The organism is Frigoribacterium sp. VKM Ac-1396 (genome assembly GCF_015350895.1).
In the GTDB taxonomy this organism is placed as follows: Bacteria; Actinomycetota; Actinomycetes; order Actinomycetales; family Microbacteriaceae; genus Frigoribacterium.
Genome location: NZ_JADKSD010000001.1, coordinates 578,123 through 595,832, shown reverse-complemented (window position 1 = coordinate 595,832; position 17,710 = coordinate 578,123). Strand labels below are relative to the sequence as shown.

Sequence of the window (17,710 nt, the reverse complement as noted above, 5' to 3'; positions counted from 1 at the left end):
GACCGTCGTCGGGGCCGACGGCGTGGCCGGCCTCCGCGTGTGGAGCGAGCACGCGTCTCCTCGTGTCGACGACCCGTCGTCGGCGGCGTCGGTGGGGTCCTCTAGCATCGGAGGAGGCGCGGCGGGCCCCGCGCCCGTGGGACGACGTCCGAGAGGCAGCATGGCAGCGCGAGCGAGCGGCAAGACCGCCAAGAAGTCGACGGTCGCGATCGACCAGGTCGGGTGGGACCGCATCCGTCCCGCCGCGGTCGTGCTGGTCAGCGGGCCCGAGCAGTTCCTCGCCGACCGGGCCACGCGTCAACTACGCGACCAGCTCGCCGCCGAAGACCCGAGCCTCGAGGTGCACGACCTCGAGGCCGACCACTACCAGCCCGGCGAGCTCGTCACCCTGGCCAGCCCGTCGCTCTTCGCCGAGCCGCGCCTCATCCGGGTCTCGAACGTCGAGAAGTGCACCGACGCGTTCCTCACCGAGACGCTCCGTTACCTCGAGACCCCGGCCGACGACACCACCCTCGTGCTGCGCCACGGTGGGGGCGTCCGGGGCAAGAAGCTGCTGGACGCGATCCGCGGCGGCACGGGCGGCGGCCTCGAGGTCGTCTGCGCCGAACTGAAGAAAGACACCGACAAGCTCGAGTTCGCCGCCGCCGAGTTCTCCGCCGAACGACGGCGCATCTCGCAGGGTGCCCTGCGGGCGCTCGTCACGGCCTTCAACGACGACCTGGCCGAACTCGCCAGCGCCTGCCAACAGTTGATCAGCGACGCCGCGGCCGAGATCACCGAGGCCACCGTCGAGAAGTACTACTCGGGGAGGGTCGAGACGAACGCCTTCAAGGTGGCCGATGCGGCCATCGCCGGTCAGCAGGGCCAAGCGCTCGTCCTGTTGCGCCACGCGCTCTCGACCGGCGCGGACCCCGTGCCGGTCGTGGCGGCGTTCGCGATGAAGATCCGCACGATGGCGAAGCTCCAGGGGTCGCACGGCGGTTCGGGGCAGCTCGCGTCGCGCTTCGGGCTCGCCCCGTGGCAGGTCGAGCGGGCACAACGCGACCTGCGCGGCTGGTCCGAAGAAGGGCTGGGCCGGTGCATCGAGGTGCTCGCCGAGACCGACGCCGCGGTCAAGGGGGCCGAGCGCGACCCGGTCTACGCACTCGAGCGCATGGTGACCATGATCTCGACGCGGGGCTCCCTGCTGTCGTGAGCCGCGCCTCCTGACCCGCCGGACCGACGGGGCCACGGCCCCGGCTACCCGCGCTTCCGGCCTCGCGGGACGACGAAAGCCCCGTCTCGATCGAGACGGGGCTTTCGTCGTCGAGCCCGAGGGCTCGGGGGAGGGGCCTAGAGGGCGCCGACCTGCTTCGCGATGGACGACTTGCGGTTGGCGGCCTGGTTCTGGTGGATGACACCCTTGCTGGCAGCCTTGTCGAGCTTCTTCGAGGCGAGGAGCAGGGCCGAGGTGGCCTTGTCCTTATCGCCGGCGGCGATGGCCTCGCGGGTGGCGCGGACGGCGGTCTTGAGCTCGCTCTTGACGGCGCGGTTGCGGTCCTGGGCCTTCTTGTTGGTGCCGATGCGCTTGATCTGCGACTTGATGTTTGCCACGTGAACTACTTTCTGGATTCGTGTCTCGGACGGATGTGCGCCAGCCGAGCGTCCGACCGACGTGAATCGATCGACCCGGTGCTGCCGCCGGTGATGGCCACCGGAGCGGCTCTCGGCTGCGATCGCGTTCCGCCACTGCAGACGTAACGCGCAAGCCAGCAGGCAACGTTACCAGCAGCAGGCCGCACTCTCAACGAGCGGCGCTCCGACGGCGTGCCGTGTCGCCCGTAGTACCGTGCCGTCATGCCCCATCTCGCGCCCCACATGACCACCGTGCCCGCGTCGGGCATCCGTCGCGTCTTCGAGATCGCGGCCCAGCTGGACGACGTCGACATGCTCGTGGTGGGCGAGCCCGACGTCCCCGTCGCCCGTCACATCGCCGACGCCGCCCGTCGCGCCTGGGCCGACGACCGCACCGACTACACGCCGAACGGCGGCATCCCGGCGTTGCGCGAGGCGCTCGTGGCGAAGCTCGCCCGCGAGAACGACGTGCACGTCGACCTCGAACAGGTCTGGGTCACCGTGGGCGGCACCCAGGCCCTGCACCAGACCATGGGGCTGCTGCTCGCGTCGGGAGACGAGGTCCTCGTGCCCGACCCCGGCTACACGACGTTCACGATGAACGCTCACATGCTCGACGCGGTGCCCGTGCCCTACGCGTTGACGCCGGCCCAGGGGTTCCACCCCGACCTCGACGAGCTCGAGCGCCTCGTCGGTGATCGCACGCGCGCCCTCGTCGTCAACAGCCCGTCGAACCCGCTGGGCGTCGTCTACCCCGAAGAGACGTTGCGCCGGTTGCTCGACTTCGCGCGCCGCCACGACCTCTGGGTGATCAGCGACGAGGTCTACGAGTACTTCACCTACGGGCCGAAGCACGTCAGCCTCGCCTCGCTCGACGACGACGACCGGGTGTTCAGCGTCTTCTCGCTGAGCAAGACCTACGCCATGACCGGCGTGCGGGTCGGCTACCTCGTGACCCCGAAGGGGCTCTCCGAGACGATGCGCACCGTCCAGGAGGCCGCGATCAGCTGCGTCGCCGAGCCCGACCAGCACGCCGCCCTGGCTGCGATCGTCGGTGACCACCAGCCCGTGGCCGACGCCCGCGAGCACTATCGTCGCAACCTCGAGCTCGCCACGGCCCTGCTCGACGAGCGCGGCATCCGCTACCTCGAGCCCACGGGCGCCTTCTACCTCTGGATCGACATGGGCCACGCCACCCAGGGCGACGTCGCCGGGTGGGCCGAGCGGTTCCTGCTCTCGCAGCGGGTCGCGGTCGCACCGGGCAGCGCCTTCGGCCGCAGCGGCGAGGGGTGGATCCGGGTCTGCCTCGCCTCGTCGCCCGAGGTGATCACCCGGGGCCTCGGCAAGCTGCCGGCTCCGGGCGACCCCCGCTGAGATCCGGGGGTCAGCCCCCTGGGCCGCCCGTCGGGCCGTTCGTAGGCTCGACACATGACGAACCAGCCCGTACAGACCACCGCCCCGACCCCGACCAGTGGCGTCCGCTCGCCCCTCGCCGTCTGGAGCCTCGTGCTCGGCCTCGCCTCGATCGGCTTCGGCTTCACCTTCGTCGTGCCGATCGCCGGCCTCGTCCTCGGCATCCTGTCCCGACGTCGCGAGCCCGAGGGACGCACCATGGCCCTGGTCGGCATCATCTCGTCCGTCGTCATGCTCGCCGGCACGCTCATCGCCCTCGCGATCGGCGTCGCCGTCGTCGGTGGCGCAGGCCTGCTCGCGCTGATCCCCGGCACCGCCGGCTGACGCGCGACGCCGCGCCGCGCCTCCCACCCGCCCCGCGCCTCCCGCCCGCGCCGCGCCTCCCGCCTGCGCCGCGCCTCCCGACCTCGCCGATGCGGCACACGGTGCGTCGGCAATTCCCCCTCGGCGTCACGACGCGCGCGTGAGATCCAGGAGGCGCGGTGCCGGTGGTGACACCCGCCAGGAGTTGCCGATGCCCCACCCCGCGCGGCGCGACGTCCGATCCCGCGCCCCGGCGTGGGAGAATCGAGCGGTACCCCCGCCCACCACCCCAGAGGATCGTGTGAGTCCCCAAGCAACCCGCGCACTCGAGCCGGCGTCGACCGAGCCCGAGTCCCTCCGCAACTTCTGCATCATCGCGCACATCGACCACGGCAAGTCGACCCTCGCCGACCGCATGCTCGGCATCACCGGCGTCGTCGAGTCGCGGGCGATGCGGGCGCAGTACCTCGACCGCATGGACATCGAGCGCGAGCGCGGCATCACGATCAAGAGCCAGGCCGTCCGCATGCCGTGGGAGCGCAACGGCGAGACGTTCGCCCTCAACATGATCGACACCCCCGGTCACGTCGACTTCAGCTACGAGGTCTCCCGCTCGCTCGCCGCGTGCGAGGGGGCGATCCTCCTGGTCGACGCGGCCCAGGGCATCGAGGCCCAGACGCTCGCGAACCTCTACCTGGCGCTCGAGAACGACCTCGAGATCATCCCGGTGCTCAACAAGATCGACCTGCCCGCGGCCGACCCCGACAAGTACGCCGCCGAGCTGGCCGGCCTGATCGGCGGCGACCCCGCCGACGTGCTGCGGGTCAGCGGCAAGACCGGCATGGGCGTCGAAGAACTCCTCGACCGGGTGGTCGACCGCATCCCGTCGCCCGTCGGCGTCAAGGACGCTCCGCCCCGCGCGATGATCTTCGACTCGGTCTACGACAGCTACCGCGGCGTCGTGACGTACATCCGCATGATCGACGGCACCCTGCACCCCCGCGAGAAGGTGCAGATGATGTCGACCAAGTCGACGCACGACATCCTCGAGATCGGCGTCTCGTCGCCCGAGCCCGTCCCCAGCCAGGGCCTCTCGGTCGGTGAGGTCGGCTACCTGATCACCGGCGTCAAAGACGTGCGCCTGTCGAAGGTCGGCGACACCGTCACGACGTCGGCCAAGCCGGCGACCGAGGCCCTCAGCGGCTACACCGAGCCCCTGCCGATGGTCTTCTCGGGTCTGTACCCGATCGACGGCAGCGACTACCCCGACCTGCGAGAGGCCCTCGACAAGCTCAAGCTCTCCGACGCCGCGCTGGTCTACGAGCCCGAGACGTCGGTCGCCCTGGGCTTCGGGTTCCGTTGCGGGTTCCTCGGCCTGCTGCACCTCGAGATCGTCACCGAGCGACTCGAGCGCGAGTTCGGCCTCGACCTCATCACGACGGCGCCGAGCGTCATCTACGAGGTCACGACCGAAGACAAGAAGACCGTCACGGTCACCAACCCGAGCGAGTTCCCGGGCGGCAAGATCGCCAGCGTCAGCGAACCCATGGTCAAGGCGGGCATCCTCGCGCCGAAGGACTACGTCGGCGTGATCATGGAGCTCTGCCAGCAGCGCCGCGGCACCCTGCTCGGCATGGAGTACCTCGGCGAGGACCGGGTCGAGATCCGCTACGCCATGCCGCTCGGCGAGATCGTCTTCGACTTCTTCGACAGCCTCAAGTCGAAGACCGCGGGCTACGCCAGCCTCGACTACGAGCCCATCGGCGACCAGGAGGCCGACCTGGTGAAGGTCGACATCCTGTTGCAGGGCGAGCAGGTCGACGCGTTCAGTGCGATCGTGCACCGCGACAAGGCCTACGCCTACGGGGTCCTCATGACCGGCCGACTGCGCGAGCTCATCCCGAGGCAACAGTTCGAGGTGCCGATCCAGGCGGCCATCGGCGCGCGCATCATCGCCCGCGAGAGCATCCGCGCCATGCGGAAGGACGTCCTCGCGAAGTGCTACGGCGGCGACATCTCGCGCAAGCGCAAGCTGCTCGAGAAGCAGAAAGAGGGCAAGAAGCGCATGAAGACCATCGGCCGGGTCGACGTGCCCCAAGAGGCCTTCATCGCCGCGTTGAGCGGTGACGTCGAGAAGAAAGACAAGAAGTAGGGTCATGCGCCGAGCCACCCACACCGAGACCCGCACGACCTACGGCGAGGTCGGAGCCACCCAGGCCCCCGACCTCATGCAGTACCCGCCGAAGGGCTTCACGCCGGCCGAGTACCGGGCGCGCGTCGGGCACGGCGACGCCCGGTTCGCCGCGGCGTGGATCGCGACCATGACCTGGCAGATCCAGGAGCGCAGCGGCATCAGCGTGCGGGTCGACAGCGTGCCGCCGGCCGACGAGAGCGAGTACACGCCCGTCCAGTTCGACGAGCACGGCCAGCCGGTCGACGCGGCCGAGTGGGCGGCCGCCCGCGACGAGTCGCGCTACGCCCCGGACGGCACGGCCTTCCTCACGGCGGGCACGACGGCGACCCTCAGCATCGAGGCCTACGGGCGCACGGTCGAGGCCCCGGTGCGCGTCGTCTACGTGATCGACGAACCGAAGCGCAAGGGCTTCGCGTACGGCACGCTCGACGGCCACCCCGAGAGCGGCGAGGAGTCCTGGATCGTCGACCAGACCGACGACGGCTCGGTCTGGCTGTCGATCAGGTCGTTCTCCAAGCCGTCGAGCGCGAAGTGGCGGCTCGTCGCACCCCTCCTCCGTCGCACCCAGGCGCAGTACACCAAGCGGTACCTCCGGGCGCTCAGCTTGAACGAGAAGGGCGAGCAGACCGACGAGGTCGTCGTGGTCGAAGACACCGAGGCCGGCGTCGGCGACCCGCGCGGCGACGAGCGGCCCCCGACCGGGCCGCGCGGCGACGTCGCCGGGACCGGCGCCTGACGGTGCCCGGAGCCCTTCCCCTCGGCGACCCCGCGCCCGTCGACGGCCGCCTGCCCGAGAGCGTCGCCCTCGGTGCCGACTCCCGCCACTTCGGCGTGTACCTGCACGTCCCGTTCTGCCGCGTGCGGTGCGGCTACTGCGACTTCAACACCTACACCGGCGACGAGCTGCGGGGCGCCCGCCGTGACGACTACGCCGGGCAGGCCGTCGCCGAGATCGAACTCGGGGGCCGGGTGCTGCGCGAGGCGGGGCTGCCGCCTCGCCGCGCCTCCTCGGTGTTCTTCGGCGGGGGCACCCCGACGATGCTGCCCTCGGGCGACCTCACGTCGATGCTGCACGCGATGGTCGACACCTGGGGGCTCGAACCGGGCGCCGAGGTGACGACCGAGGCGAACCCCGACTCGGTCGACGCCGCGTACCTGCAGCAGCTCGCCGACGCCGGGTTCACGCGCGTCAGCTTCGGCATGCAGTCGGCGGTCCCGAGCGTGCTGGCGACCCTCGAGCGCACGCACGACCCCGAGCGCATCCCGTTCGTCGTCCGCTGGGCGCGGGACGCCGGGCTCGACGTGAGCCTCGACCTCATCTACGGCACGCCGGGCGAGACCCTCGACGACTGGCGCCGCTCGCTCGACGTCGCCCTCGAGCAGCAGCCCGACCACCTGTCCGCCTACTCGCTGATCGTCGAGGAGGGCACCAAGCTCGCCCGCCAGATCAAGCGCGGCGAGGTGGCGACGCCCGACGACGACACCGCGGCCGACATGTACGAGGTGGCCGACGCCCGCCTCGCCGAGGCAGGGTACGACTGGTACGAGGTGAGCAACTGGTCGCGGGGTGCCGAACACCGGTCCCGCCACAACCTGGCCTACTGGCAGGGGCACGACTGGTGGGGCGTCGGCCCGGGGGCGCACAGCCACGTCGGCGGCGTGCGGTGGTGGAACGTCAAGCACCCGGCCGCCTACCAGCAGCGCATGGCCGCGGGCGAGTCGCCGGCCGCGGGACGCGAGACCCTCGACGACGAGACCCGCCGGGTCGAGCGCGTCCTGCTCGGGGTGCGCATCCGCGAGGGGCTGCCGACCGCCGAGCTCGACGACGAGGGTCGTCGGGCCGTCGCGGGTCTCATCGCCGACGGCTGGGTCGAGGGCCGGCCGGCCCTGCAGGGTCGCGTGGTGCTGACCCGCGAGGGTCGTCTCATGGCCGACGCCGTCGTGCGGCGGTTGCTGCCCGACTGACGGCACGCCGCGTCGGGACGCCGCCTGCCCCGAGGCGCACGCAGGGGGAGTCGCGAGCCCAGGAGGCGCGGGCCCAGGACGCAGGAGGCGCGGCTCCCGGGGGAGTCGCGCCTCGCGTCGTGCCCGTCCGGGCCGATCGACCGGCTACTTGACGAACTCGATGGTCAGCGGGTACTTGTACCACTGGCCCTTGTTCGCGGCGACGGCCGCGATGATCGAGAAGACGATGATCAGGACGTAGATGATCGCGCCGAGCAAGCCCCCGATGACGATCACGGTCAGGATCGCCGACACGACGTAGCCGATCGCCATCGTGATCTGGAAGTTCAGCGCCGTCCTGGTGTGCTCACGGATGAAGGGTCCGCGGTCCTTCAGGACGAGGTAGCCGACGAGCGCCGGGACGAAGACGAAGAGGATGCCGCCGAGGTGGATGAGGGTCGCCCAGAGCTTCTCGTCCTCAGGGCGCATCGGCTGGACGGGCTGCGGCTGCTGGCCGTGGCCCGGCTGCTGGCCGCCCTGCTGGCCGTAGCCGCCCTGCTGGCCGTAGCCGCCCTGTCGGCCGTAGCCCTGACCGGGCTGCGGGCCGTTCGGCTGGGCGGGAGGGGTGTCGGTCATGGCTGCACCTGTTCCGTGAGTGTCGTGCGGATCGTCCCCGCCACCCTAGGGCAGCGGCGTGGGACGCGAGTAGGCCGGGCGACGGAGGTGTCGTACGATTGGCAGTCCGGCACGACGAGTGCCAGGCCCGGTCGCCCGGAGGCGGACGACCAGGGGGGGCGTCGAGCGAAGAGAGGTGCGGCATGGTCTCCGAACGTGGTCTCGAAGTGCTGCGCGTCATCGTGCACGACTACGTCGCCTCTCGTGAGCCGGTGGGGTCGAAGTCGATCGTCGAGCGTCACCAGTTCGGCGTCTCGGCCGCGACCATCCGCAACGACATGGCGCTGCTCGAAGAAGAAGAGCTCATCGCGGCACCGCACACCTCGTCGGGGCGCGTGCCGACCGACAAGGGCTACCGACTCTTCGTCAACCAGCTCGCCGACCTGCGGCCGCTGAGCTCGGCCCAACGTCAGGCCATCGAGACCTTCCTCGGCGACTCGACCGACCTCGACGAGGTGCTCGGTCGGACGGTCCGGCTGCTGTCACAGCTGACCAACCAGGTGGCGCTCGTGCAGTACCCCACCTTCTCCCGCGCCCGCGTGCGCCACGTCGAGCTGGTCAGCCTCGGTGACGGCCGCGTCATGACCGTGCTGATCACCGACAGCGGTCAGGTCGAGCAGCGGGTGGTCGACATCCGCTCCACCGTCGACGAGTCGTTCCTGTCCGAGCTGCGGGCGGCGATCAACGCCGCGATCGGCGGTCGTCCCCTCGGCGAGGCGTCCGCGGCCCTGGTCGACCTGCCCGCCCGGTTCCGGCCGGACCTCGCCGCGATCGTCGGCGTGGTGGTCGCCAGCCTGACCGAACAGATCGCCGCCGGGCGCCAGGACCGTCTCGTCATGGCCGGCGCCGCGAACCTCGTGCGCACGGGCGACGACTTCAGCGGTGACCTCTACCCGGTGCTCGAGGCGATCGAAGAGCAGGTGGCGCTGCTGCGGCTCTTCGGCGAGATGCAGCTCGACGCGGTCGACGTGGCGGCGAGCATCGGCCGCGAGAACGCCTCGTTCGGGCTGTCGCAGGCCTCCGTGCTGGCCAGCGGCTACTCGACGCAGGGCAGCGAGGTCGCCAGGCTCGGCGTCCTCGGCCCCATGCGCATGGACTACTCGACCAACATGGCGGCCGTCCGGGCCGTCGCCCGCTACCTGTCGTCGCTGCTCGCCGAGCGGTAGACCACGATGGCGGCCCCGGCCGCTCCACGACCCCACCCCGTCCCGGTCCGCCGGGCCCGGCCCCGCCGGGACACCACCACACCACACCAGAGGCAGACGAGAACCAGTGGCAGATCATTACGACGTCCTCGGAGTCGACCGTCAGGCGACCCCGGAAGAGATCAAGAAGGCTTACCGCAAGCTCGCCCGCGAGCTGCACCCCGACGTCAACCCGAGCCCCGAGGCGTCCGAGCGGTTCAAGGACGTCACGCACGCCTACGACGTCCTCAGCGACCCCCAGCAGCGTGAGCGGTACGACCTCGGCCCCCAGCCCGGCTTCGGGGGCGGCGGCGGAGGCGCGGCAGGCTTCGGCGACATCTTCGACGCGTTCTTCGGCGGCGGTGGCCAGGGGCAGCGCCAGGGGCCCCGGTCGCGCCGCGAACGAGGTCAGGACGCCCTGCTGCGACTCGAGGTCGACCTCGACGACATCGTCTTCGGCACGCAGCGCGACATCGAGGTCGACACGGCCGTCCTCTGCGACACCTGCAGCGGCTCGTGCTGCGCGCCGGGAACGTCGCCCCAGACCTGCGACATCTGCGGCGGATCGGGCCAGATCCAGCGCACCGTGCGATCGCTGCTCGGCAACGTCATGACCTCGAGCCCCTGCGGCACCTGCCGCGGCTACGGCACGGTCATCCCGAACCCGTGCCCGACCTGCCAGGGCCAGGGTCGCGTCCGCGCCCGTCGGTCCATCCCCATCGACATCCCCGCGGGCGTCGACACCGGCCTGCGGCTGCAACTGCCCGGTCAGGGCGAGGTCGGTCAGGCCGGCGGCCCGAACGGCGACCTGTACCTCGAGGTCAAGGTGCGCCACCACGACACCTACAGCCGCAACGGCGACGACCTGCTGGCGACGCTCGAGGTGCAGATGGCCGACGCCATCCTCGGCACGTCGACCACGCTCACCGGGCTGGACGGCGAGATCGAGGTCGAGATCAAGCCCGGCACGCAGAGCGCCGACGTCATCACCGTGAAAGATCGGGGCATCACGCGGCTGCGCGGCACCGGGCGCGGCGACCTCAAGATCGGCGTGCAGGTCGTCACCCCGACGAAGCTCAGCCACAAAGAGCGCGAGCTGATCGAGAAGTTCGCCTCGGGCCGACGCTCGCCGGCACCCGAGCTCTCGCACTTCCAGCAGGGGCTGTTCGGCAAGCTGCGCGATCGATTCCTGAACTTCTGACCGTGGCGCACTTCTACCTGGTCGACGAGCTGACAGACGCCGAGGCGGGGTCCACCGTCGAGGTGACCGGTTCCGAGGCACGGCACGCGGTCACGGTCAGCCGCGTCCGGGTCGGTGAGACACTCACGCTCGGCAACGCCCGGGGGCTGGTGGTGCACGGCGAGGTGACCGAGGCGGCCCCCGACCGACTCGTGCTGCTCGCCACGCGCGTGCTCCGGCACGAGCGCCCGTCGACCCGGCTCGTCCTCGCCCAGGCCCTGGCCAAGGGCGACCGCGACGAGCTCGCCGTGCAGGCGGCCACCGAGCTCGGCGTGGACGAGATCGTCCCGTGGGCGGCCGCGCGCAGCGTCTCCCGGTGGGAGGGGCCGAAGGTCGCCAAGGGGCTCACCCGGTGGTCGTCGATCGTCCGCGAGGCGACGAAGCAGTCCATCCGCCCGTGGGCCCCCGAGGTGACCGGGCTCGCGACGACGAAGACCCTGGCCGCGCGCGCCTCCCGCGATCTCGTGCTCGTGCTCGAGCCCTCGGCCGAGGTGGCGCTGACGGCCGTCGACCTGACCGCAGGAGGCGCGGTGCCCGACCGCGTCGTCGTGGTCGTCGGCCCCGAGGGCGGCGTGTCGCCGGCCGAACTGCTGCTGCTCGCCGAGGCGGGCGCTCGCGCCGTGCGTCTCGGGGACGCCGTGCTGCGCACCTCCACGGCCGGCCCGGCCGCCCTGTCGGTGCTGAGCGCGCGTCTGGGCCGATGGTGATCCACGACCCGACCGCCCCTCGGCCCGAGGTGGCCCCCGGGTCGCTGTCGGAGGTCGTCGCTACGATGGGCCGCATGCCCGAGACACCCGACGAGCCCACCGTCTTCAGCCGCATCGTCGCGCATGAGATCCCCGCCGACATCGTGTTCGAGAGCGACACGGTCGTGGCGTTCCGCGACATCGCGCCGCAGGCGCCCGTGCACCTGCTCGTGGTGCCCACGACCCAGGCGTACCGCGACGTCGTCGAACTGGCCGCGGGCGACCCCGCCCTGCTGGCCGAGATGGTCGACGTCGCCTCACGGCTCGCCGCCGACCCCTCGGTCTTCGGGGAACACTCCGGGGCCGAGTTCCGTTTGATCTTCAACACCGGCGCGAGCGCCGGACAGACCGTGTTCCACGTGCACGCCCACGTGCTCGGCGGACCCCTCCAGGAAGGCACCCTTGCCCACTAGCGACACGAACGCCACCAGCCCCTCGACGACGTCGTCGGGCGACGACGTCCGACGCGTCGACGTCACCGTCGACGGCGTCGCCATGGTCCAGCTGTTGGGCCCGCAAGACCGGCTGCTGCGCGCGGTCGAGAAGCAGTACCCCGGGGTGCGCGTCCTCGTCCGGGGCAACGAGGTCACGCTCGAGGGTCCCTCGAGCGAGGTCGATCGCGCCGAGGGGCTCGTCGCCGAACTCGTCTCGATGGTCCGTGGCGGCCACGACCTGGGTCCGGCCGAGGTCGCGACGTCGGCCCGCCTGCTCGACTCCGGCCAGGGCAGTCCGTCCGAGGTCTTCGGCCAGCCCATCGTCACGAGCCGGGGCAAGGGCGTCCGTGCGAAGACGGCGGGCCAGAAGCAGTACGTCGACGCCATCGACCAGCACACCATCACCTTCGGCATCGGCCCGGCCGGCACGGGCAAGACCTACCTGGCCATGGCCAAGGCGGTCCAGGCCCTCCAGCGGCGTGAGGTCCAACGCATCATCCTGACCCGGCCCGCGGTCGAGGCCGGCGAGCGGCTCGGGTTCCTGCCGGGCACGCTGACCGACAAGATCGATCCCTACCTCCGCCCGCTGTACGACGCGCTCAACGAGATGATGGACCCCGAGATCGTCCCGAAGCTGCTCGCGGCGGGCACGGTCGAGGTCGCTCCGCTGGCGTACATGCGCGGTCGCACGCTCAACGACGCCTTCGTCGTCCTCGACGAGGCGCAGAACACGACGCCCGAGCAGATGAAGATGTTCCTCACCCGTCTCGGGTTCGGTTCGCGCATGGTCGTCACCGGTGACGTCACCCAGGTCGACCTGCCCACCGGCGCGAGCGGCCTCCAGCTCGTCACGACGGTCCTCGGCGACATCGACGACATCCACTTCGCCCGACTGACCAGCGACGACGTGGTGCGACACACGCTCGTCGGTCGCATCGTCGACGCCTACACGACCTACGACGCCGAGCGTCAGGCCCAGCAGCACCGGCGCCACGAGGCGGCGCAGTCCCCGTCCGACGGCACCGACCGTGCCGACAGTCGGGCCGCCGCGCCCCGCGACCGCCTGCCCGAGAGAGGAACCCGGTGAGCATCGAGGTCGCCAACGAATCCGCCGTCGAGGTCGACGAGGCCACGATCCAGCGTCTGGCCACGTTCGCCCTCGACCAGATGCACGTGCACCCCGAGGCCGAGTTGGCCGTGGTCTTCGTCGACGAAGCGGCGATGGAGCAACTCCACGTGCAGTGGATGGACGAGCCCGGCCCGACCGACGTCCTGAGCTTCCCGATGGACGAGTTGCGTCCGGGCACCGAAGACGAACCGACGCCCGCCGGGTTGCTCGGCGACATCGTGGTCTGCCCGCAGGTCGCCGTGACGCAGGCCGCCACCGCGGGCCACAGCCCCCTCGACGAGATGCTGTTGCTCACCTGCCACGGCATCCTGCACCTCCTCGGGTTCGACCACGCCGAGCCCGACGACGAACGCGAGATGTTCGGTCTGCAGCGTGAGATCCTCGCGGCCTTCGCCGCGGCCGACACGAGCCGGTGACGACGTGATGGTCACGGTCTTCGTCGTCGTGGCGGTGTTCCTGGTCGTGTTCGGCGGGCTGCTGGCCGCCGCCGACTCGGCGTTGGGCGTCCTCAGCCGTCAAGACCTGCTCGACGAGGCCGACGACGACCCGCGTCACGCCGCGGCGTTGACTGCGATCGCGGCCGACGTCGGAGCACACGTCAACGCCGTCAACTTCGTCCGCATCCTCGCCGAGACCTCGGCGGCGGTCCTGGTGTCGCTGTCGTTCGCCTTCTCGGTCGAGCCGTGGTGGCTGGCCCTGCTGCTCTCCGCCCTCATCATGACCGTCGTGTCCTTCGTGTTGGTGGGTTCCAGTCCGCGCAGCGTCGGCCGGGCGCACGCCCGGGGGCTCGCACGCCTGACCTCGGGCCTCGTGCGGTTCGTCCGCGTCGTCCTGGGCCCGCTGGCCGACGCCCTCGTGGCGATCGGCAACCGGGTCACCCCGGGTCGACCGCGCAGCGCGTCGTTCTCGTCCGAAGAGCAGCTGCTCAGCATGGTCGACGAGGCGACCGAACTCGACGTCCTCGAAGAGGACGACCGCGAGCTGATCCACTCGATCTTCGAGTTCAGCGACACCGTGGTCCGAGAGGTCATGGTGCCGCGCACCGACATGGTGACCCTCGACGCGACCGCGTCGGTCGGGTCGGCGATGAGTCTCTTCCTCGGGCGGGGCGTGTCGCGCGTGCCGGTCGTCGGGCGGGACTCCGACGACGTCGTCGGCATCGTGTACCTGCGCGACCTCGCCCGCCGGCTGCACGAGCACAGCGGCGACGACTCGGCTCCCGTCACGACCCTCGCCCGCCCGGCCGTCTTCGTGCCCGAGTCGAAGAAGGCCGACGACGCGCTGCGTCAGATGCAACTCGACAAGAACCACCTGGCCATGGTCGTCGACGAGTACGGCGGCATCGCCGGGCTCGTGACCCTCGAAGACCTCATCGAAGAGCTCGTCGGCGACATCAGCGACGAGTACGACCGCGAGGTCGCCCCGCACCGTGAGGTCTCGGCCGGGGTCTTCCGGGTGAGCGCCCGCCTGCCCGTCGACGAGCTCGGCGACCTCTTCGGCCTCGAACTCGACGACGACGACGTCGACTCGGTCGGGGGACTGCTGACCAAGGCTCTCGGGCGACTGCCCGAGCAGGGGTCCGTCGCCCGCGTCTCGGGTCTCGTCCTCACCGCCGACCGCACCGAGGGTCGTCGTCACGACCTGCAGACCGTGCTGGTCGAACGCGACGCCGACCTCGCCGACGCGCAGGCCGCGTTCGTCGAGGGCTCGCGCGACAGCTGACCCCGGGTCGCACGCCTCGTCCTCCCGCCCGCCCCACCCCGTCAACGAAAGGCCCCCATGTCGACCACCGGAGACGACCCCACCCCCTCGGCCGCGCCTCCTCGGGGCTCGACCTACCGCGCGGGCTTCGTCTCGTTCGTGGGCCGGCCCAACGTCGGCAAGTCGACGCTGACGAACGCGCTCGTCGGCCAGAAGGTCGCCATCACGTCGTCGAAGCCCCAGACGACGCGCCGGGCGATCCGCGGCATCGTGCACCAGGCGACGGGGCAGCTCGTGCTCGTCGACACCCCGGGCATGCACCGACCGCGCACGCTGCTCGGCGAGCGGCTCAACGACATCGTCCAGACCACGCTCGGCGACGTCGACGTGATCGGGTTCTGCGTACCCGCCGACGAGAAGATCGGCCCGGGCGACAAGTTCATCAACGAGCAGCTCGACGCCTACCCGCGGGCCAAGAAGGTCGCGATCGTCACCAAGACCGACGCGACGTCGCGGCCGGCCGTCGCCGAGCAGCTGCTGGCGGTCAGCCGCCTGCGCGACTGGGAGGCCATCATCCCGTTGTCCGCCGTCAGCGACGTGCAGCTCGACGTGCTCACGGCCGAGCTGATCAAGCTCATGCCGGTGTCGCAGCCGCTCTACCCGTCCGACGCGGTGACCGAAGAGGGCCTGACCGACCGGGTGGCCGAGTACGTGCGCGAGGCGGCGCTCGAGGGCGTGCAAGACGAGCTGCCGCACTCGCTCGCGGTGACGATCGACGACATGGTCGAACGAGACGACAAAGACCTCCTCGAGATCTACGCCAACCTCTTCGTCGAACGTGACAGCCAGAAGGCGATCGTCATCGGCAAGGGCGGCCAGCGCCTCCGCGAGGTGGGCGAGCGCGCCCGGGCACAGATCGAGCCCCTCGTCGGCAAGCAGGTCTTCCTGTCGATCCGGGTGAAGGTGGCGAAGGACTGGCAGCGCGACCCCAAGCAACTCGGGCGCCTCGGTTTCTGACCCTCGGCGGCGGCGGGCGGGTCGGCTCGGGCCGGCCGTCGTCCCTCCGGATGATCGTGCTCGTCCCCAGGTCGCGCGCCCGCCACGACCTGCCCCGGCCGGCCGCGGCAGGTCGTACGGTTGTCGGGTGATCTTCCGCCGTCTCGCCCCGTACCAGGTCGCCGTCGACCTGTCGGCGGCGTTCGCGCTCGGGGTGGTCGGGCTGCTCCTGTCCGACGGAGTCGTCACGACTCCCTTCGTCGTCCTGGGGATGACGGTCACCTTCGCGTTGCGACGCCTGTCGCCGGGGTCGGCACTGACCCTCGCCTGGCTCGTCGCGGCGTCGCAGATGGCGACCGGTGCCGCGCCCGGCGTCACCAACCTCGCGATCTGCGCCGTGCTCTACTCGACCGCCGCCTACGGCAGCGACCGGGTGAAGTGGACGGGGCTCGTCTCCGTCGGTGCGGGTGCCCTGCTGGGCACGTTCTACCTGTCGTACGTGCAGCAGAGCCTCTTCGGGGTCGACTACGACATCTACGCGGTGACCGACGTGGTCCGCCTCCTGCTGCAGGTGGGCATCACGTTGCTGGGGTTCCTCGCCCTGCTCGGGCTGCCCTGGGCGGGCGGGCTGCTCGCCCGCCAGCGGTGGTCGGAGCGGCTCAGCCGCGAGGCGCGCCTCATCGCCGAGCGCGAGACCGCGCGGGCCGAGAACGACGCCGCCCGGGCCGAGCGCGAGGCGGCCCGGGCCGAGCGTGACATCGCGGTCGAACAAGAGCGCAACCGCATCGCCCGCGACATGCACGACGTCGTCGCGCACTCGCTGGCCGTCGTCATCGCGCAGGCCGACGGGGCGCGGTACGCCGCGCGGGTCGATCCGACCTCCGTCGACGGGGCGCTGACCACCATCGCCACGACGGCCCGTGAGGCCCTCGGCGACGTCCGCGTGCTGCTCGGTCAGTTGCGGCACAGCCAGGGCGAGGCGCCCCAGCCCGCCCTCGGCGACCTCGACCGCCTGCTCGAGCAGATGCGCGGCTCGGGGTTGCACGTCGACCTCCGCGTGTCGGGCGAACCGCAGGTGCTCGGGACGAACCGCCAGCTCGCGGTGTTCCGCATCGTGCAAGAGAGCCTGACGAACGTCCTCCGCCACGGAGCCGTCGACCAGCCCGTCGACCTGCACTTCGACTGGCGGTACGAGGCCCTGCACCTGCTGATCTCGAACGTCGTCCGACCGCCCACGCGTCCCGTCGACACGAGCGGTGACGAACGCCGCGGGGGCCACGGCCTCGACGGCATGCGCGAACGGGCGACCCTGGCGGGCGGCTCGCTCACCACCCAGAACGCCGACGGGCGCTTCGTCGTCCACGCCATCGTGCCGACCCTGGCACTGACCCAAGAGGTACGCATCCGATGATCGACATGCCCGGCCGCTCCGCGGCGCCCATCCGAGTCGCGCTGGTCGACGACCAGGCCCTGTTCCGGGCCGGCATCAAGATGCTCGTCGGGTCGCAGGCCGACCTCCAGTTCGTGGGCGAGGCCAGCAACGGCGACGAGGGCGTCGCGATGGTCGCGCGCACCGCCCCCGACGTCGTCCTGATGGACATCCGCATGCCGGTCATGGACGGCATCGCCGCGACGACCGCCGTCCTGGCCCAGGCCGAGGCGGCCTCCCGCCGGCCACCCCGCATCATCGTGCTCACCACGTTCGACCTCGACGAGGCCGCCACGAGGGCGATCCGAGGAGGCGCGAGCGGTTTCGTCCTGAAGGACGCCGACCCCGAGTTCCTGCTCGCCGCGATCCGCACGGTGCACTCGGGCAACGCCGTGATCGCCGCGTCGGCGACTCGGGAGTTGTTCGAGCACTTCGACGGCCGGGCCTCGCGCGCCCGGGCCGTGCCCGAGTCGTTCGGCACCCTCACCACGCGGGAGCGCGACATCTTCGACCTCGCGGCCCGCGGGCTGAGCAACGCCGAGATCGCGTCGAGGGAGTTCCTCAGCGAGGCGACGGTCAAGACCCACATCAGCCGCGTGCTCTCGAAGCTCTCGCTCCGTGACCGTGTGCAGTTGGTCGTGTACGCGTACGAGCACGGTCTGACCGACTAGCCCCGCGCGCCGGTCCGCCGTCCGCGGCGGTCGGTAG

18 protein-coding genes are annotated in these 17,710 nt (G+C 71.2%); 16 read left to right on the top strand and 2 right to left on the bottom strand.

The window, feature by feature from the left end; translation table 11 throughout:
* Positions 1 to 160: 160 nt before the first annotated feature.
* Positions 161 to 1,195, top strand: coding sequence for a DNA polymerase III subunit delta (gene holA / locus ITJ55_RS15865; RefSeq protein WP_228497700.1), 1,035 nt, complete (start codon positions 161 to 163; stop codon positions 1,193 to 1,195).
* A gap of 137 nt (positions 1,196 to 1,332) precedes the next feature.
* Here holA and rpsT read toward each other — a convergent pair whose 3' ends face one another.
* A complete protein-coding gene (rpsT, locus tag ITJ55_RS02810) occupies positions 1,333 to 1,593 on the bottom strand; it encodes a 30S ribosomal protein S20 (RefSeq protein ID WP_043596189.1) in 261 nt (86 codons plus the stop codon).
* A gap of 243 nt (positions 1,594 to 1,836) precedes the next feature.
* Between rpsT and ITJ55_RS02805 the strand changes: the two genes are divergently transcribed.
* From ITJ55_RS02805 to hemW, 5 genes are all read left to right on the top strand, one after another.
* On the top strand, positions 1,837 to 2,988 hold the full coding sequence (locus ITJ55_RS02805) for a pyridoxal phosphate-dependent aminotransferase (RefSeq protein ID WP_194593981.1): 1,152 nt from the start codon (positions 1,837 to 1,839) through the stop codon (positions 2,986 to 2,988).
* A 54-nt stretch (positions 2,989 to 3,042) separates the two neighbouring features.
* The gene (locus ITJ55_RS02800) at positions 3,043 to 3,351 is read left to right on the top strand and encodes a DUF4190 domain-containing protein (protein WP_194593980.1); all 309 of its coding nucleotides are present in this window, start codon (positions 3,043 to 3,045) and stop codon (positions 3,349 to 3,351) included.
* A 280-nt stretch (positions 3,352 to 3,631) separates the two neighbouring features.
* The gene (lepA, locus tag ITJ55_RS02795; protein ID WP_056256824.1) at positions 3,632 to 5,482 is read left to right on the top strand and encodes a translation elongation factor 4; all 1,851 of its coding nucleotides are present in this window, start codon (positions 3,632 to 3,634) and stop codon (positions 5,480 to 5,482) included.
* Between the two features lie 4 nt (positions 5,483 to 5,486).
* The gene (locus ITJ55_RS02790) at positions 5,487 to 6,260 is read left to right on the top strand and encodes a DUF1990 family protein (RefSeq protein ID WP_194593979.1); all 774 of its coding nucleotides are present in this window, start codon (positions 5,487 to 5,489) and stop codon (positions 6,258 to 6,260) included.
* 2 nt (positions 6,261 to 6,262) lie between these two features.
* On the top strand, positions 6,263 to 7,489 hold the full coding sequence (gene hemW, locus ITJ55_RS02785) for a radical SAM family heme chaperone HemW (protein WP_194593978.1): 1,227 nt from the start codon (positions 6,263 to 6,265) through the stop codon (positions 7,487 to 7,489).
* A 144-nt stretch (positions 7,490 to 7,633) separates the two neighbouring features.
* Here the strand turns inward: hemW and ITJ55_RS02780 are convergent, their stop codons facing one another.
* Positions 7,634 to 8,104, bottom strand: a complete 471-nt coding sequence (locus ITJ55_RS02780; RefSeq protein WP_228497549.1) for a DUF4870 domain-containing protein — start codon at positions 8,102 to 8,104, stop codon at positions 7,634 to 7,636.
* Positions 8,105 to 8,286: 182 nt separating this feature from the next.
* On the opposite strand from ITJ55_RS02780, the gene hrcA reads away from it, so the two are divergent.
* From hrcA to ITJ55_RS02730, 10 genes are all read left to right on the top strand, one after another.
* The gene (gene hrcA / locus ITJ55_RS02775) at positions 8,287 to 9,309 is read left to right on the top strand and encodes a heat-inducible transcriptional repressor HrcA (RefSeq protein WP_194593977.1); all 1,023 of its coding nucleotides are present in this window, start codon (positions 8,287 to 8,289) and stop codon (positions 9,307 to 9,309) included.
* Positions 9,310 to 9,415: 106 nt separating this feature from the next.
* Positions 9,416 to 10,528, top strand: a complete 1,113-nt coding sequence (dnaJ, locus tag ITJ55_RS02770; RefSeq protein ID WP_194593976.1) for a molecular chaperone DnaJ — start codon at positions 9,416 to 9,418, stop codon at positions 10,526 to 10,528.
* A 2-nt stretch (positions 10,529 to 10,530) separates the two neighbouring features.
* Positions 10,531 to 11,274, top strand: coding sequence for a 16S rRNA (uracil(1498)-N(3))-methyltransferase (locus ITJ55_RS02765; protein WP_194593975.1), 744 nt, complete (start codon positions 10,531 to 10,533; stop codon positions 11,272 to 11,274).
* A 74-nt stretch (positions 11,275 to 11,348) separates the two neighbouring features.
* On the top strand, positions 11,349 to 11,726 hold the full coding sequence (locus tag ITJ55_RS02760) for a histidine triad nucleotide-binding protein (RefSeq protein WP_194593974.1): 378 nt from the start codon (positions 11,349 to 11,351) through the stop codon (positions 11,724 to 11,726).
* A complete protein-coding gene (locus ITJ55_RS02755) occupies positions 11,716 to 12,834 on the top strand; it encodes a PhoH family protein (RefSeq protein WP_370543983.1) in 1,119 nt (372 codons plus the stop codon). The genes ITJ55_RS02760 and ITJ55_RS02755 overlap by 11 nt, the downstream gene beginning before the upstream one ends.
* A complete protein-coding gene (gene ybeY, locus ITJ55_RS02750) occupies positions 12,831 to 13,292 on the top strand; it encodes an rRNA maturation RNase YbeY (protein ID WP_194593973.1) in 462 nt (153 codons plus the stop codon). The genes ITJ55_RS02755 and ybeY overlap by 4 nt, the downstream gene beginning before the upstream one ends.
* A 7-nt stretch (positions 13,293 to 13,299) precedes the next feature.
* Complete coding sequence (locus ITJ55_RS02745) at positions 13,300 to 14,598, top strand: hemolysin family protein (protein WP_194594715.1); 1,299 nt, start codon at positions 13,300 to 13,302, stop codon at positions 14,596 to 14,598.
* A gap of 57 nt (positions 14,599 to 14,655) precedes the next feature.
* Positions 14,656 to 15,594, top strand: coding sequence for a GTPase Era (gene era / locus ITJ55_RS02740; RefSeq protein ID WP_194593972.1), 939 nt, complete (start codon positions 14,656 to 14,658; stop codon positions 15,592 to 15,594).
* Positions 15,595 to 15,721: 127 nt separating this feature from the next.
* The gene (locus tag ITJ55_RS02735) at positions 15,722 to 16,984 is read left to right on the top strand and encodes a histidine kinase (RefSeq protein WP_194593971.1); all 1,263 of its coding nucleotides are present in this window, start codon (positions 15,722 to 15,724) and stop codon (positions 16,982 to 16,984) included.
* A complete protein-coding gene (locus ITJ55_RS02730; RefSeq protein ID WP_369814026.1) occupies positions 16,981 to 17,673 on the top strand; it encodes a response regulator in 693 nt (230 codons plus the stop codon). The genes ITJ55_RS02735 and ITJ55_RS02730 overlap by 4 nt, the downstream gene beginning before the upstream one ends.
* Positions 17,674 to 17,710: the final 37 nt, after the last annotated feature.

Bases quoted from the DNA above. Each gene is read 5' to 3' on its own strand.
- holA (WP_228497700.1), top strand. From the start codon at position 161: ATGGCAGCGCGAGCGAGCGGCAAGACCGCCAAGAAGTCGACGGTCGCG.
- ITJ55_RS02805 (WP_194593981.1), top strand. From the start codon at position 1,837: ATGCCCCATCTCGCGCCCCACATGACCACCGTGCCCGCGTCGGGCATC.
- ITJ55_RS02800 (WP_194593980.1), top strand. From the start codon at position 3,043: ATGACGAACCAGCCCGTACAGACCACCGCCCCGACCCCGACCAGTGGC.
- ITJ55_RS02790 (WP_194593979.1), top strand. From the start codon at position 5,487: ATGCGCCGAGCCACCCACACCGAGACCCGCACGACCTACGGCGAGGTC.
- ITJ55_RS02780 (WP_228497549.1), bottom strand. From the start codon at position 8,104: ATGACCGACACCCCTCCCGCCCAGCCGAACGGCCCGCAGCCCGGTCAG.
- hrcA (WP_194593977.1), top strand. From the start codon at position 8,287: ATGGTCTCCGAACGTGGTCTCGAAGTGCTGCGCGTCATCGTGCACGAC.
- ITJ55_RS02760 (WP_194593974.1), top strand. From the start codon at position 11,349: ATGCCCGAGACACCCGACGAGCCCACCGTCTTCAGCCGCATCGTCGCG.
- ITJ55_RS02745 (WP_194594715.1), top strand. From the start codon at position 13,300: ATGGTCACGGTCTTCGTCGTCGTGGCGGTGTTCCTGGTCGTGTTCGGC.
- era (WP_194593972.1), top strand. From the start codon at position 14,656: ATGTCGACCACCGGAGACGACCCCACCCCCTCGGCCGCGCCTCCTCGG.
- ITJ55_RS02730 (WP_369814026.1), top strand. From the start codon at position 16,981: ATGATCGACATGCCCGGCCGCTCCGCGGCGCCCATCCGAGTCGCGCTG.